Raw genomic sequence first — 15,173 nt, forward strand, 5'->3', positions numbered from 1 at the left:
TAAAAAAGAAGGCGACCCGAGAGCCGCCTTGCGATAGTTTATACTTGCGTAAGCACCAACAACCCCGCCGCGAAGTCGATCGTCAGCAGGCTGCCATCCTGCATGCCGAACTCTGTCGGGTAGGCAAACGTGGTGAGCTTACCGTCCTTATACCATTTCTTCGTAGGCGCGTAGTAAGTATATGCGAACGTGTTGTGAGATACGGTGAAGGTCTTCATTTGATCGATCGGTACCGCTCCGACATTCAGATCGTCGGGGAAAATGTTCGTCTGCCCGCCGCGCATTTTTGTTCCGTCTGCCAGTTGAGCTTGCCACATTGTTGCTTGCTGAGTCATATCGATTCTCTCCTCATTTAGCCCTGATTGGCTGTAGTATTTCATTCCCGACAAGGTTAATAACTTCTTTGGAAATCGTCTTACCATCCATCTGGTTATACAGAGTAATCGACTTCGGTGAGTTGGCAGCTGCTGCAATAGCCGCATCTCTTGAAGCCACATTCGGTGTTCCGGTTTTAGGAGCTTGGATGGTGCTTGGCATCGAGGTATCACTAAACCCAATAAGCGACTGGATCGACGCGAGCTCCGCTTCAAGGGATTCCTTCTTCGATGCTATACCGTTAATTAATGATTCCATCATCAGTTCTCCGCGCTCTCTGAACCCTTCATCATGCGCCGCCATATCCGCGATAGTATCGATCAGACCGTTTTCCATGATTGCTCGGACGCCAGTCTCTTCATTGTTCCAATGGTCCTGAAGACGTTCCTTCTCATCATCAAGAGCTGCTACCTGAATAGCCTTCGATTTCTCAATCGCGGAAATTTGATTTTCCAGTTCGTTGCGGCGAACTTCTGCACGATCCTGCGCTGCCGTTTTCAATCCTTCAAGGCGTTGGCGCTCATCATCGAAACTCCATTGCTTTTGTTGATCGGCCCACGCTTGCTGTTCATCGCTAACCTGACGATTGAGCGCAGCGATTTCGAATGGATCTGCATTTCCGTTCTCGTTAAGCCACGTCTTTTGGTCTTCCAGCGCCTTAAGTCGGTTGTTGTGTTCCGACTCGGCCTGTGCGCGATCATCCTGTTGCTTCGCTTGTTCCAAGGCATTAATTTGCGCTTCATAGATATCAAGTTCGCGCTGTAATTCCTCATTCACACCTTCGATCGCATCTCGCAGGCTATTTACCGACTGCTCTGCCGCGGTATTCACCGTTTTAATTTTGTTATCGATCCCATCCAAGGTGTGCTTGAGCTCGGTCTCCGCACTCTTAAGTGCTGCCGTGAGTTTCTTGGAATAGCCTTGCTCAAGCGAATTGGCAAGACTGTTTTGCGCTTGCTCGGTCTCGCGAATGAGGGATATCCGCGCCTGGTATATTTGAGTGTCAGCTTGCTTATAAAGATCGGAATCCTTTGCATAACGATTCCGGACGCGGGTCCATGCCTCAAGTTTCATTTGAGCGATTTCTTCTTCGCTCTTGCCGGCCAATGTCATCCGGCGTTCTTCTTGCTCGATCCACTCTTGCGAGAACTTGAAAGATGCATTGGCAGACTTCTCTTGAAGATCTTTCTTCTCTTGCGCCATTAACTCTTCGAGTTTGTGGATCTTCACTTCTAGATCCATACGGATGTCGGCGTTGCTTTCATACTTCTTCTTAAGGCGATTCAGTTCGTCCAATTCTTGCTGCTCGTTCATCCGGCCCATGTCTTTCTTATACTCATTCAGCTTTAATGATGCCTGATATTGCTCTTGCTGGATCTCAGCAAGTGTTTTCGGTTTGTCTTTTTTCACTTCAGGCGAGACCGCGGAAGGTTTAGGACGGAACTCGTCCCAGTTTTCCGTGGACATGTCCTCGATCAGCTTTTTCGCCTCATTAATTGCAAAATTGCTGTCGTTTATTTCGGTTTGTAATTTCTCTTTTTCTTTCTTTATCAGAGAGTCCGTCAATGGATCGCTGCCAGCTAAAGGCATCATCTTCCCGAAATTCGGTAAGTTTGATTTCTTTTTACCGCCTTCAATCTCTTCGATTGCGTTAATGGTCTCTTGCGCTAATCTTGCTCGCTCTTTCGCTTCTGTCTGAGCTATTGTTAATGTCTCAATGGAAGCTTTTGAAGCTGCTTTAACACGCGCCTCTTCCCCATTTACGTAATCCTTCAGAGCGTCGACATTTTTTAGATGCCAAACATTTTCCTGATCCAATTGTGTTATAAGATCTGGGTACTCTTTCTTCAGTGCCTTCACAACCGCCTCTAACCGACTCTTTTGTTCCTCGGTCTTATTAGCCGATTTACTAAGAGTCTCATACTCATCGATAAGGCCCCGAATCTCTTTCACGTTATCCGCATGTGCGATCGTCTCGCTCATGCTCGCGCGTTGAAGATCAACAACTGCACCAAGAGCCCCTTTAGAGGCATCCCTCATCTTTAGTAAGGATGCTTCTGCTTCTCTAACTGATGAGTAGTCCATGCCTCTAAGCTCTTTGTCGACAGCTTTAATGCTATCTGCCAGATCAAATAATGCTTGGGTATTCTCGATACTGCCGCGCCCTTCGTGTGCGTCTTTCTCGCGACGATCATACTCATCTTGTAATTTCTTTCGGCGCTCTAAGACTTCGTTCAAGATGTTGATGTTGTCGCTCAACTTCTGATACTGATCTGCGCTTATTTTTACTGGTGAGTCATTAAGCGCGGCGTTAAGGTCTTTTTGATTTTTGGCGAATTCGGACACCGAATGGGATGCTGCATCTGCAGCAGCTTTATAAGCCGTCACTCCAATCGTTACCGCCGCGATCGCTGTGATTGCCCAACCTATAGGTCCCAATGAGAGATTCAACGCTGCGAATGCCGCCGATAGCGTCGTTATCACTGATGCCAGTGTCGTAGCTCCCAAGATTAATGCTCCAAGGGTTACAGCCGCCGCCGCGACCCCTGCGATAACTTCCTTGTTGTTTTTCGCCCACTCTGCGAACCCGCTAATTATCGGAACGATCGTATCCATCAATTGTTGTAAAACTGGAAGGAATGCCTCCCCAAGTTCTGCTCTAGCCGTCTGCATAGATTGGTTAAAATGTGCCTGTGAACCCGCATAACCTTCCATAGCTTGATCTGCATTGCCGGCATAGAGCGCAGAGTCAGAGATAAACCCGTTATAAGCAGCCTGAACCTTTTGTGCGTCGGTGAGTTTACCTGCTGTTGTACCGATCGAAGCAGCGTAACGATCATACATTTGTGAGAGGTTGGTTGTTACACCAACCGCATCAGTAAGCGTACTATTACCCTGCTTAATCCCTTGTAGCGTGACGACGATCGACTCGCCCCAACCGTAATTGGCTTGCCGGTTATACGCTGCAGCGTCTCCGAGTGAGGTAATCAACTTCCTAGCTTCCTCGATGCTCAGTCCAGTAGCGAGCGCGGTTTTTACCGCCTCGGTCGATTCTGCCAAACTCATGAAGCCCTTATCAGCCAGCTCTTGAGCGAGGCCAGTCGTTTCCTCGACGTTCAAGTTTAAAGATTTCGAGATTGCGGTCAGACCTTGATAAGCCATCGCTGTCTTATTGGCTTCTGCCGCCAATCCCTTGATCATGTTCACCAAACCGCTAATAGCTGCAATTGATCCGACTGCAATCAATGCCCCATGAAGTGTATTCATGCGGCTTTCTGTACGTTTTGTCTCTTCCTGTACTTCAACCATCTTCGACTTAATTCGAGCGATTTGATCCGACGTCGCGCCAAGGCGGCGAAGTTTGATCTCAAGTTGCTGCACTTGCTGATTTACTACATCAGGGCGCATTTGTCGAAACTCTTGCTGTACCTTCCGAATCTCTTTGCCGCTCATTCCTAAGTCTAGGAGCGATCGAGTTATCTGCTTAAAGTCTTTATTGACCTTCTGGGCTTCGCTAGCGGATGCAGTCAGGCTCTGCTTCGCTTTCAGAAGTTCCAAATTAAACCCGCGGGCATCCAACTCCATTCGCGCTTTTATCGATCCTACTTCTGCTACCACCTAAGCTCACCCCCCAGTTAACCGCGCGCGGAGAGCAGCAAAGCCCTCAGCATCAAACTTGTCATCATCTTCCTCGCCTCTCATAAGAGGCGCTCGTAGTCTTTCAAAGACTTGCTCTCTATCACCATCTTCAGCGATGTGTGGGTATGACGAGATGTCGAGAAGCGCCATTCTGTGCTCTGCTACGATTTGTTCGTGCTTGTCCATCAGCAAAGGTAAGTCGATCATGTAGTAACCCGTCTCAAACTGTATTTGCGTTACTCCGAGCCGGACCGCACACTCTAAGAGCCACTCGTCGAGCGTGATTTTTCTTGCATGGCCGCGCCGTTCTTCACCCACTTGCCGAACGCGGCGCTGAACTTTTTTACAGCTGACGCAAAGTCGTTTTTCTCGGCTGTTTTTGTGATGAACTCGATCAGCTCGTTGTGATCGACATTTTCCTCGATCCATTCCCTTTCTCGGCCCGTAAGGACAGATACCAGTTCGACAATCTCATCTAGGACGAGACCAAGTCCGGCAATTAAGGTAGCTGAAAAGTTAGATGAATTTCTGGAAGAGAAGATGTTTATGAGGATGCTCGGCAGCGTCTCAACACGATCAAAGAGGAGCCTCCATTTGGCGATCGTTAATTTGGGAATTTCTATCCTGTTCCCGCCGAAATCTATATAGTCCGCGTTATTTGCGGAATTGTTTGCGCGATTAAAAATACCTTTCATCATTACCCCTCCCGATGTTTATGAACTCAAATAAAACGGAGCCTCCCAATGGAAGCCCCGTTTTTGAATGATGAAACTATTATGCAGACATGTCGCCGAAAGCAATTAGGTTTGCGTTGGAGTCAGGGAATCCTTCGAAAGTTACATTGGAAATTCGCTCGCCGTTGTAGTCGTATTTGTAGTTGATCTTCGGCCGCGGCGCAGCTTTATAAAGCGTGACCGATTCATTTTCCGTCGTACCAGCAGCGAGAGGTATCAATTTAACCTGCTTAGCATAATCAAGCAAGTCGATAACGCTTCCCGCATTCACGACGACTCGCTTCTTAGTCGGATCAGGGCCGTTAATTATAAGCGTACTTCCCGGAATCATTCGAGTGAGTTTGTCCAAATCATATTCTGCAAATGGAACTTCGAACCTAGCATTTCTTCCTGTTATGATTTTCTTAGCCGGAGTATCACCGTATTGATCCGTTTTTACGTCTCTGTCGGTTTCCTCGTATACCAGCGTAACCCCACCTTGTGTCGTTTCCAACGTGATAGGAGTACCTAAAACATCGAATATTACTTTGCACGGACCGAGCTTGATTTTCGTTACGTCAGTTGCCATTAAGCTCATCCTCCTTCATGATTTCGACATACCCGCGCACGGCAAGGCGTTCTGCTACTTCTGGAGCACAGCCGATCTCGTCGTCTTTGGTCTTGTAAATCGGCTTCTGGGCGGTACCGAAATTGAGTCGGTGCTCTGTGAGCACCCGGACTCTGACCTCTCGAACTGGAGCCGTCTCTGGTGCAGCTGCGTCTTGCGGTGTTGTTTCCGGTTTTTTCAAGATGATCACCTCTTAACAGCAGCAACCGTGATACTCGTCGCAGACGAAAAGTTCACGTTTACTTTGCCGTTGGATTGATTGAACAGGTAGTCTACGAACGGACCGATTGCTACTTCCGCACCTGCGCCTACGGTAATCACGAGGTCACCGGTTCGTCCATGAGAGCAAGGAACAGAAACGATAGTGACGGTCATTGAAGCACCGGCACCGTTCTTTACTTCAAGGAACTCTTCCCCTGTATTAACGAACTCCATACCATTTGCCGCATCAGCAGCAACGTATGTTTTTGTCGTTCCAGTAGGAGAAGCATCTACTACGCTAATGTTGGTTCTTGGCAATTCCAATCACCTCACTTTTGCATTGTTAATTCAAAGTTCACGGAGTACATTGGACGATGATTATCATCCTCTCCGATGTAGAAGGGCGCCGATTGTTCAACCTCGCAAATGACGATGCGATGACTTGCGATCGAGAATTCCGTCTTCCGGTCGAGTTGTTCAAGCAGAGAAATAGCAATAGACTCCGCGTCACCGTCCATTTTAGGCTGCGACCTGACAACCACTTGGAACGATGGATGTAAGACCGTCCAACCTGAAGGTGGGGATCCAGAGTTCAAGCGAACAAACGCGCACGTTGTAGGCGCATCTTTCGGAAAGTCGTTGGCGAAGTAAGTGAACGGCACAACGGTCTTCAGAAAATTAATAAGGTCAATCGTGCGCAGCACGCTACGTCAACTCCTTCCGAATCTCGTCTGCAATCATCTGCTCATATGTCGCCCTTTTTGCCTTAAGAGGTCGCGAAAGGAACTTCGGTCCTGTACCGGGCGTAGATGGATCAGCGAACCGGCCCGGATACTCATGAAGTCGTAGTGCATAGTTGAACTCCCAACCGCGTTTGCTCTTACTGGTCGCAGCGTAAGTCACTTCGCCTGTAACGCTGTATGAATTAACCGTCACGACAACCTTGCGACTCGAACGTAACTTACCGGTCAATTTTGGTGCCAAGTGATCGGCTTCTTCGGCCAAGTCATCCATAGCGTTTTTCATCCCACGTTCGGCAGCTGATCGGATCCGGTTTGACATAAACTCAATGCCACGAAAGACTTCACGGAGATCAATCTCAAATTCGTCTGCCATCAGCAACTCACGACAAAAAGACGAACTCTTCCGATTCCGTCTCTAGGCGCCTCTATGGCTATCGGGCTTTTCGTGTTAATTGATCCGCCGACATCAGTCCATTGGAGCTCATCAATGAAAGCCACACGCATTTGACCAGGGAAGATAAATTGCGTCGTAGACACAACCTCTTCACCTTGCTGGTCCTTCACGACTTTGATCGTTTCGTCGATCCGACAAGGAAAGGACCCCTCTACCAATGTTGGTCGATTCCCGAAGGGGTCAATGTTCGATTCGTCCGGATCCTTTCGAATTACTGTCACTCGATGAGGCAAATACATCAGACCATCCTCCTTCGGTATGGTCCAATAAGTGCCTCCACCACAGGTGGGAGCCGACCGGGATCTCCTTTGGCGTATGTCACGCTATAGGAATTGCCGAACCGCTCCGACTCTTTGCCCCATTCCCCCATGTGGATCATTCTCGCAAGTATTAATGCCGCTTGTTCAACTGGTTTGGGAAGATTGCCTTCGACTTCGGAATCCGGATCATCATTAGGAAGAACGTATCCTCCGGAGTAACTGATCTCGATGTTATACAGACCCCTTGGCCATTTATTTTTCCGATAAATCATTCCGGAGTTCTCAATCTTCAAGTAATCGGTAATAACCTCGCCGGCTATTTTAATTGAATCGATAGTCGTTACCGGGAAAGAACGGACGAAAACATGCTCTAGCCCGCTACCGTCATACAATTCGGTCCGATCCTTGAGTTCGAACGAACGATTACAGTGGTTCTCGATCGCTTGACTAGCAGCCATAATCACTGCTTCCAACTCGGAATCTTCGCCCGTGTCACTCGATGGAATTTTGAGAAGCCCTTTTAACCGACTAATGGTGGTTAACACATGATTCACCTCATGTCGATTGCAGGTAAGCTGCGTAAAGTGCTACGCGCTTGTCTTCATTACTTGAATCGCCGTCGATCTGAAGCTTAACCAACCACTCTTTTTGCACTCCAGCTGCTAACTGAGCAAAAGCATCGAGGGTCGGTTGTGCAGAATCGTCTTTATCGCTCGGAATAGGAGAATCCATAACCTCACCCAATCCATTGGCGACAACCTGACTCGCTTCATCGTCCTCCAGAGTCAAAATCCTCCCTGGCTTATAATCCTTGTATCTGGAGCTGAGCAATACTTCTTTCACCTGATAATCCCCTCCGAAAAAAACAGGCTAGGCGAGATCGCCCAGCCCATTCTTAGGATATTTAAGCAATTGCGGTTGGGCTTTGATCGCCGGCGTACCGCGAGCCACTCAAGATTGCAATTGCCGAAGCAATTACGCTATTCGCGCCGTTGGTAAGTCGCAATTGGACGAACTGCTTTCCTTCCGACAACTCGGCTGCGTCCAGTTCAATCACATAGAAGATATTATCGACGGCCGAAGGCGTATAACCGGCTGCCGGCACTACTTCACGTACGCTCAATGTGTCATCGGCGCTCGTTTCTTCTTTGTAGAAATTAAACGGAAGGGCTGCGGCGCCTGCGCCGGTAAAATCGGTGCATTCTTCAAGGATGATCTTCGTAAAAGCTGCGGCACTAACACCGATTTGGACGATAATTGTCGCGTGGGAATAGTCTCGCATCGAAAAAACGTCCCCTGTTTTGCCCCCAGTGATGTCAATAGGGGGAATGAGATTGACCACGTGACCCATTTCGGCAACGTTAAATTTCATATCGTAAAAAACCTCCTCAATTAGTCGCCGAAAAGGGCATAAAAAAAAGCCCCAATTCGGCGCTCAGTTTGATTTCTTATCGTGCAGCCAACGTAACGAACGGCGAGAGAGTGTTAGAACCCTTGAATGGCGTAAGCGCCTTGTTACGAACCGGTTGACCATCGGCGCGGTATACGAACTTGAACACCTGCTCGTCGTACACGAAGCGAACGTGAACCGATACGTCCGATTTGATCGAACCTTTGTCGATCATCACATATTGAGATAAGTCTCCCAAGATGATGTCGCCGACGTTGCCGAGCGTGTCGCATTGCTCAAGCGGAATCACCGGGCGGCCGAAGAGCGTGCTGTAAGGCGAGCCTGAGACGCCATTTGCTGGCATATAGACCGGAACTCCACCGGAACCAACCGCCAAAGACATTGTATAAAGCTGCGGTTCAATATCTTGGTTGATGTACCATGCAGCATTCTGTCTAGCCCGGCCGTAGCAACGGGACCACATCTTGATGATGTTCTCGACCTTAATCGTATCTGCCGCTTGGCCACTTTCTGCAGCGACTTGGACTGTTCCAGACGAGTTCAAAATGCCCAAAGGCTGACCTGCTCCGGTTCCGCGAATGATTGCATCATCGATTTTGAAGCCGAATTCCTCGGCAAATCCTTGGCGAATGACCGTTTCGAGTGCAGCCGCGTCTTGCAGGAGTTCGTCAGTCGCGTAGCAAAGTCCCGTAAGCTTCTTCAACTGAAGCTCGATCTGACGGAATTTCGGCTTGGTTCCCGTATATTGATCGGCTTCGTTTTCCCAGTATGACTGAATTCCGCCCCAACGAGAGCCGTTTGCACGACTGGATTCGTCAACGCCGTTGATCTTCAAGCCATTGGCTGCCGTGGTCAACGGAATTTTTTGCACTTTCGAGGCGAGAACACCGGTATCGTATGCATTTTTCAGCAACTCAACCGAGAAGTCCTGCTGTACCAAGAATCCGCCATCAGAAGGAACGCTCTCGGATAAGCCGCTTGCCGCGGCCCTCGTCGTAAGGCGCGGGTCGACGGTTCCGCCAGGCTGAGCAGCCGCGCGAACGGCTGCAAGTTGCTCGCCGAAGCTTGCCCAAGGCTTGTCGGCCTCGCGGTTATGTCCCACAATAATCCCGCCGCCTGGTTGTTCCCGGCCAGCTGCGACAACTGGTACAGGAGTTTGATATTGAGCGTGCAGAGCCGCGATTTCCGCTTCACGAGCAGCTTGCTTTTCATCTGCATCGATTTGGGATTGGAGCGCTTTAACTTCGGCATCAAGAGCCGCATATTGTTGATCTTCATCTGCTGTGAAAACACGTCCTGCTGCCTTCGCCGTATTGATAAGAGCCATCATGGCCGCAATCTTAGCTTTCAATAATTCCTTTTTGTTCAACTCAGATCATCCCCTTAAATGGTTTGGCCAAGCAAAGATAAACGCCGCTCTTCCATCTCGAATGCAGAAAAATCGGGAGATGGTTGCGGCGCCGGTGGTGCTGAATTCGGTTTTTGGATTGACGCTGTAACGAGAGATCGGAGCTCTTGGAGTTCTCTTCGAAGATCCGCAACTTGTTCGTTAGGCTCGCCAGCTGGAAGAATCGGTGCGTTCTTGAATTTACTCCAATCCATCTCAATTCCGTTGATGACTGCTTTATTTCCTCTGAGAGATGCCGCGATCGGTTGAGAATCCTCTTCAACTCGAGTGGCGAACCCTCTCTCTACGGCTTGATTAGCACTGAGCCACGTCTCAGCCTCCAGCAATCCGGTCAATTCATCTCGATCGATACCAGTTCGGGCGACGTAAACATCAGTCATACTGGCCCCAATCGTGTCCAAATCGTCCGCGAGCTTTCGGAAATCCTTGGCGTTGCCCATGCCAATTGTCCATGGATTGTGGATCATAAGCATAGATCCGACCGGCATCACGATTTCATCGCCTGCCATTGCTATAACAGAAGCAATCGATGCCGCAATTCCGTCAACATACACGGTTATTTTTGCCGCGTGACGTTTGAGCATCGAATGTATGGCAACACCGGCAAAAACGCTGCCTCCATTGCTGTTGATACGGACTGAGATCTCTTCCACATCACCCAACGCTTTCAATTCATCGTTGAATTTCTGTGGAGTTACCGCGCTATCATCCCACCAGCTTTCGTATGTGCTGATATCGCCATAGATCATGATTTCCGCAGCCTTAGCCTGGAGCTTCTTCATTTTCCACTTCACTTATTCGGTTCACCCCCTTTCGAGCCAGTCTTATTTGGATCCTTTGGCTCATCTGCATACCGATAATTTTCAGGCATCCAGAAACCCTGCCCTTCGCGGCCGCCAATTGGATTCATATCCTCAAGTTCAAGGATCATATCAGCATTCATCCAGCCGTCTAAACGTGCATTATGATAAAACTCCGATCTCGACTTGGAATCGCCTCGAAGGAGCCCATTCAGATTGAACTTCGTAAACATTTGGCGATAAATCTGCTCTACCTCTGAAAGTAATCGCATGTTCAACGACTGTTCCCATCGCACGATCCATGGCATCATTGTGTACTTCACAAATTCACCTGATTGCGTCTCAATGTTATTGTTCGTGGAACGGCTCAGTTCACCGATAAGATGCAGCGGCATGTGATAGAAACGCGCAATATCTTCGACTTGGAATTTTCTTGACTCGAGATACTGAGCTGTCTGAGGAGGAATGCCCACCTGCTTGTACGTCATGCCCTCTTCAAGAATCATGAGACGATGAGCATTAGACAAACCTTTATGCATTTCCTCAAACGATTCGCGGACATTCTTTCGGCCTTCATCGCCCAATGGTTCCGGACCGGGATGTTCGAGAACTCCACCAAGTGTTGCGCCATTTCCATAAAATCGAGCTCCAAACTCCTCAGCTGCAAGTCCGAGTCCGATCGCTTGAGCCGCAATATCGATCGGATTATATCCGACTAAGCCATCGAAACCGAAGCCAGGGATATGAAGAACGAGATGCGCCGGGAGTTGGACCGTCTTACCGTCTGGAAGTGTGGTCTGGTATTTAAGTTCCTTTGTATCCGGGTCCCTATACGGCTTAGTCCGATCCGGACGAAGCGGCCACAGGGCTACGATGTCGCCATATCCATTTCGTTGAATCTCGGCGTAACAGTTGCCCCAAAGTCCAAGATGCCCCTGCATCGTTTCCCGCCAAACGAAGGAACTCATCTCTGGATTCGGTACGCTATGCAATAGGCGGTTCAAACCATGCTCCCCAACTCGCGATTTACCACCGGTCGGCATCGTCCGATATACATTCAGCGGGAGCATTGCAATGGTTTGAGCAAGCACATGGACACACGCGAACACCGCGCTATGAGTTAGCGCTTTTTGCTCCGATAAGTTGATTCCGGTGTATGTTGGTCGACCGAAAAACAAATCGTTCAACCATTGCCGCGAATTAGGCCATTGACCGCCGCCAGCTCCGCCCTCCGCTTTCCAGATTTTCGCGAGAAAACTCATCGGCCTCTACTCCTCGCCAAGCTGATTAGCATGATGATAGTTCCGGAAGTAACAAAAGCGTAGGGCGGTGAGATTAACCAAATCCCCGTTCCTAAAATTAAAAGCCCAACTAGAGCGATAGCATCGTTCCAATCGGGCTTATTCGTTTTTTCTTTCACGTCGCGACCTCCCTTACAAGATTTCGATTTTTCTCGTTTTGTAGATGGATTTCCTCGGCTTAGGTCTAAGCATCGCTCGGACGTGAGCGTTCATTAGCGCCGCAGCAGGGTCGATCCGATTGGTCGATCTCGCCTTATCGAGCGCGATATTCTCGCGATGATCCTGCTTCTCGATGGCGTTGCTCATTGCCCAACTGAGGACCGGATCATTGTTGTGAATGATCTTCTTCTGGAAGGTGAGCTCTCGGAAATTCTTCGTCGGTTCCGACAAGGTGTTCATCCGCTGAGGGATCTCCGTTAGCTGCAGGCCCTTATCAGCTAATTCTTGTGAAATCAAGCCAGCAGACCACTCGTCATAGCAAACCTCTTGGATTTTCCACCCGTTTTTCTCGGCCAGCTCGAGCATGTATCGCTGAACTTCTCGATAATCAACGACTGAACCCTCTGTTACCGTCAACCATCCTTGATCGACCCAGACGTCATATCGCACGTTATCGCTCTGAATCTTTGCTTTTAGCGTCTCTTCCGGGATGAAAGAGTGCGATAAAACAGCAAATCGACCATCATCCAGCGGGAATTCAAACCCAATACTGGTGAGGTCGATCTTTTTCGAAAGGTCCATGCCTACGAAACATTGCATTCCAGTTAGATCAGGGAAAGGATTAAGGTCGCTAGCGCCACAAAGCCTCCACCGATCCATTGGCATGTAGCTATTTTCCTTTTGATCCAGCCAGACATTGAAGTTCTTCGTCCAAACGTTACGACGATCGCCCGGCTTGTCCTTTGCTGTGTTGAGCTGACCGCGGAGATATTGCATCCCTTCCGGTGAGCGTGCCATTAACGGGTTACACTTCGGCCAATTGCTCTCATCTTCGATGTCATCATCTTTATCCATCTGGGCGATGTAGATGAAATACTCTTCGTTAACCAACGTACCCTCTAGCACCTTGCAGCAATAATCGTATTCTTGGAAACATGGCCCATTGATATCGAATCCGGCCGTCGTGATGATAAAGAGTAGCGGCTGGCGACGCATCCCCATACCGGAAACGATGACGTCGTACATGTCGGAATTCGGATGTGCGTGATATTCATCGATAATGCCGGCGTGCGGGTTGAATCCGTCCATGCTCTTTGTTTCCTTGGACAATGGGAGCATCTTACCGCCGTTCACCTTGTGAAACATCTTGTTTACGCGAAGCGAGATCTTCTTCTTCAGCTGCTTGCTCGTGCTGACCATCTTAGCCGCGGCGTCATAAACGACCTTTGCCTGCTCCCGCATAGTCGCCGCGGTGTACACTTGCGGCCCACCTTCGCCATCAGCCGCGAACATATAGAGGCTAACCACCGAAAGCGTAGTAGATTTCGAATTTTTCCGCGCAACTTGTTCGTATGCTTTCCGGAATCGCCTCAATCTTGTAACTTGATGCACCCAGCCGAAGATGCTACCGACTATGAACTGAAGGAAATCGTCTAAGATGACTGGATCACCTTTGCGAACCGTCAATCCATCTTCGATATGCCTGCAGTGCTTCTCCGCGAAATTGAATACTTTATTCGCTTTTTCCTCGTCAAATACGTATGGAAAGTCATCTGAACCCTGCCGATCTAGATCACGCAGATGCCGCTCGCATGCCAGAATGACGTATTTTCCTGCTACAATTCGCCCGCTTTGAACGTCCAATGCATACTGCGTCGTTGGATGGACCTGCTTAGTCGAGGTCGTCATCCTCATCATCCCCGTCATCGTCCTTCGGCTTAGCTAGACGTGCGCGGGCGGCCGGCGATAAGCCGAATTCGGAGCAATATGATTTGAATTGTGTCGCATATTTCTGTGCTATCGAGACGTTCGGATTAGCCACTTTATTAACGGCCCCGAGCGCATTTTTGTGATCGAGGACTAAGCCTTCTTTCTTAATTGCCTTTGACGCTTTTACGTACTTGGAGTAAGCATCGCAGGCAAGCGCAAGTGCATAGACATCAACGTTCGTAATAAGGTCGACGGCGGCCAGTTCCCGTCTAATTGATTCCCACATTTGCTTGCCGATCGGATCCAGCCAGGTCGGACATACCACATTATCGCTGGCGGGTTTTATCGCATCCTCCGCGTCTTGCAATTCGTCTAACTTCGCTTTCGATAGTTTCGATTTATTTCCGGTCGCACGATGAACAGCAGCTGGAACGCCTCTTCTCCCCGCCAAAATGATCACCACCTTTCAAATTTTTCACTAAAGGCTAGGGCAATTTCCCGTATTTTTCACGCACGTGAGGCGGCGCCGGTCTAGAGCCGATTTTCGCTTGAGGATTTGCACCCCCCTGCCCCTCCGCACTTGTCCGAGTGGGTTCGCACTGGGTTGGACTAACGCGCCTCTACACGGCTCACAGCGCGTCAAAATGAGCAAAGAAAAAAGCCGCTCAGTTGAGCGACTTGTGTCAAATGGTAACTTGCGCTGCGTTCTCTGGGTCTGTGCTTAACGCCGCACGTTTTCGGGGACCGGAGTTATCGCGCAAGTTTTATTCATAGTGGGCAAGGATTTGCACCTTGCATAGTAACGACTCGACCGCACACCTGTGTCGTTTACCGCGCCAGCCGTTTTTAAGCAGGTGCGTATGTCTACCTATTCCACCACCACTATCCTTAATTATCTCACTTTATTGCCAAACCCTCCATCCTCAGTCGCAGTCTTCCGATCGTGACATCGCTTAGCCATCGGTTGATGGTTCATCGGATCCCAGAACAGAACAGGATCTCCTCGATGCGGTACGATATGGTCTGTCACATTAGCCGCCAGCGGTACGACCAACAACTTGCAGTCAGCGCATGCACACAGCGGGTTCTTCTTTAGGTACCGTCTGCTGTACTGCTGCCACTTATAGTTGTAGCCCCGGTCGTTAGCCGTTCCACGTTGCCTCTCTTGCTTCTTCTGAACCAATGCCGCGCATTCGGTACAATAGCGCTCAACAGTTAGGTTGGGGCAGCCGGCTTTACCGCATGGCCGTGGGTTTCTTGCTGGCATTCGATCACGTCCCTATACATTGTTCGATCGCTTACGTTTGCAAGATCGACTCCAATAAACAAACCGTAGTCACATGCGCTTATACTTGATCCTCCAGGATTTGA

General features: G+C 49.2%; 17 protein-coding genes. All 17 read right to left on the bottom strand.

Features of this window, described 5'->3' with window-relative positions; translation table 11 throughout:
- Positions 1-38: 38 nt before the first annotated feature.
- Complete coding sequence (locus tag ACFPQ4_RS03240; protein WP_378110305.1) at positions 39-335, bottom strand: hypothetical protein; 297 nt, start codon at positions 333-335, stop codon at positions 39-41.
- 13 nt (positions 336-348) lie between these two features.
- Positions 349-3,993, bottom strand: coding sequence for a hypothetical protein (locus tag ACFPQ4_RS03245; RefSeq protein ID WP_378110306.1), 3,645 nt, complete (start codon positions 3,991-3,993; stop codon positions 349-351).
- Between the two features lie 6 nt (positions 3,994-3,999).
- The gene (locus ACFPQ4_RS03250; protein ID WP_378110307.1) at positions 4,000-4,221 is read right to left on the bottom strand and encodes a hypothetical protein; all 222 of its coding nucleotides are present in this window, start codon (positions 4,219-4,221) and stop codon (positions 4,000-4,002) included.
- Positions 4,222-4,274: 53 nt separating this feature from the next.
- Positions 4,275-4,712: a hypothetical protein gene (locus ACFPQ4_RS03255; protein ID WP_378110308.1), complete on the bottom strand. Its 438-nt coding sequence runs from the start codon at positions 4,710-4,712 to the stop codon at positions 4,275-4,277.
- A 76-nt stretch (positions 4,713-4,788) separates the two neighbouring features.
- Positions 4,789-5,316, bottom strand: a complete 528-nt coding sequence (locus ACFPQ4_RS03260) for a hypothetical protein (protein WP_378110309.1) — start codon at positions 5,314-5,316, stop codon at positions 4,789-4,791.
- On the bottom strand, positions 5,306-5,536 hold the full coding sequence (locus ACFPQ4_RS03265; RefSeq protein ID WP_378110310.1) for a hypothetical protein: 231 nt from the start codon (positions 5,534-5,536) through the stop codon (positions 5,306-5,308). The genes ACFPQ4_RS03260 and ACFPQ4_RS03265 overlap by 11 nt, the downstream gene beginning before the upstream one ends.
- A 5-nt stretch (positions 5,537-5,541) precedes the next feature.
- Complete coding sequence (locus ACFPQ4_RS03270; protein ID WP_378110311.1) at positions 5,542-5,874, bottom strand: hypothetical protein; 333 nt, start codon at positions 5,872-5,874, stop codon at positions 5,542-5,544.
- An 11-nt stretch (positions 5,875-5,885) separates the two neighbouring features.
- Positions 5,886-6,260: a minor capsid protein gene (locus ACFPQ4_RS03275; RefSeq protein WP_378110312.1), complete on the bottom strand. Its 375-nt coding sequence runs from the start codon at positions 6,258-6,260 to the stop codon at positions 5,886-5,888.
- A gap of 1 nt (position 6,261) precedes the next feature.
- Complete coding sequence (locus ACFPQ4_RS03280; protein WP_378110313.1) at positions 6,262-6,672, bottom strand: hypothetical protein; 411 nt, start codon at positions 6,670-6,672, stop codon at positions 6,262-6,264.
- Positions 6,673-6,991: 319 nt separating this feature from the next.
- Entirely contained in the window at positions 6,992-7,558 is a 567-nt protein-coding gene (locus tag ACFPQ4_RS03285; protein ID WP_378110314.1) for a head-tail connector protein, read from the bottom strand.
- 10 nt (positions 7,559-7,568) lie between these two features.
- Positions 7,569-7,856 (bottom strand): hypothetical protein, encoded by a 288-nt coding sequence (locus ACFPQ4_RS03290; RefSeq protein ID WP_378110315.1) that lies wholly within the window; start codon positions 7,854-7,856, stop codon positions 7,569-7,571.
- A 61-nt stretch (positions 7,857-7,917) separates the two neighbouring features.
- Positions 7,918-8,385, bottom strand: coding sequence for a hypothetical protein (locus tag ACFPQ4_RS03295; protein WP_378110316.1), 468 nt, complete (start codon positions 8,383-8,385; stop codon positions 7,918-7,920).
- A 76-nt stretch (positions 8,386-8,461) separates the two neighbouring features.
- Positions 8,462-9,793, bottom strand: coding sequence for a phage major capsid protein (locus ACFPQ4_RS03300; RefSeq protein WP_378110317.1), 1,332 nt, complete (start codon positions 9,791-9,793; stop codon positions 8,462-8,464).
- Positions 9,794-9,807: 14 nt separating this feature from the next.
- Positions 9,808-10,626 (bottom strand): head maturation protease, ClpP-related, encoded by an 819-nt coding sequence (locus ACFPQ4_RS03305; RefSeq protein ID WP_378110318.1) that lies wholly within the window; start codon positions 10,624-10,626, stop codon positions 9,808-9,810.
- Positions 10,623-11,894, bottom strand: a complete 1,272-nt coding sequence (locus tag ACFPQ4_RS03310) for a phage portal protein (protein ID WP_378110319.1) — start codon at positions 11,892-11,894, stop codon at positions 10,623-10,625. Before ACFPQ4_RS03310 ends, ACFPQ4_RS03305 begins: the two co-directional genes overlap by 4 nt.
- A 171-nt stretch (positions 11,895-12,065) precedes the next feature.
- On the bottom strand, positions 12,066-13,790 hold the full coding sequence (locus ACFPQ4_RS03315) for a terminase large subunit (RefSeq protein WP_378110320.1): 1,725 nt from the start codon (positions 13,788-13,790) through the stop codon (positions 12,066-12,068).
- The gene (locus ACFPQ4_RS03320; protein WP_378110322.1) at positions 13,765-14,253 is read right to left on the bottom strand and encodes a phage terminase small subunit P27 family; all 489 of its coding nucleotides are present in this window, start codon (positions 14,251-14,253) and stop codon (positions 13,765-13,767) included. Before ACFPQ4_RS03320 ends, ACFPQ4_RS03315 begins: the two co-directional genes overlap by 26 nt.
- Positions 14,254-15,173: the final 920 nt, after the last annotated feature.

Source organism: Cohnella yongneupensis (genome assembly GCF_042655785.1).
GTDB lineage: Bacteria > Bacillota > Bacilli > Paenibacillales > Paenibacillaceae > Cohnella > Cohnella yongneupensis.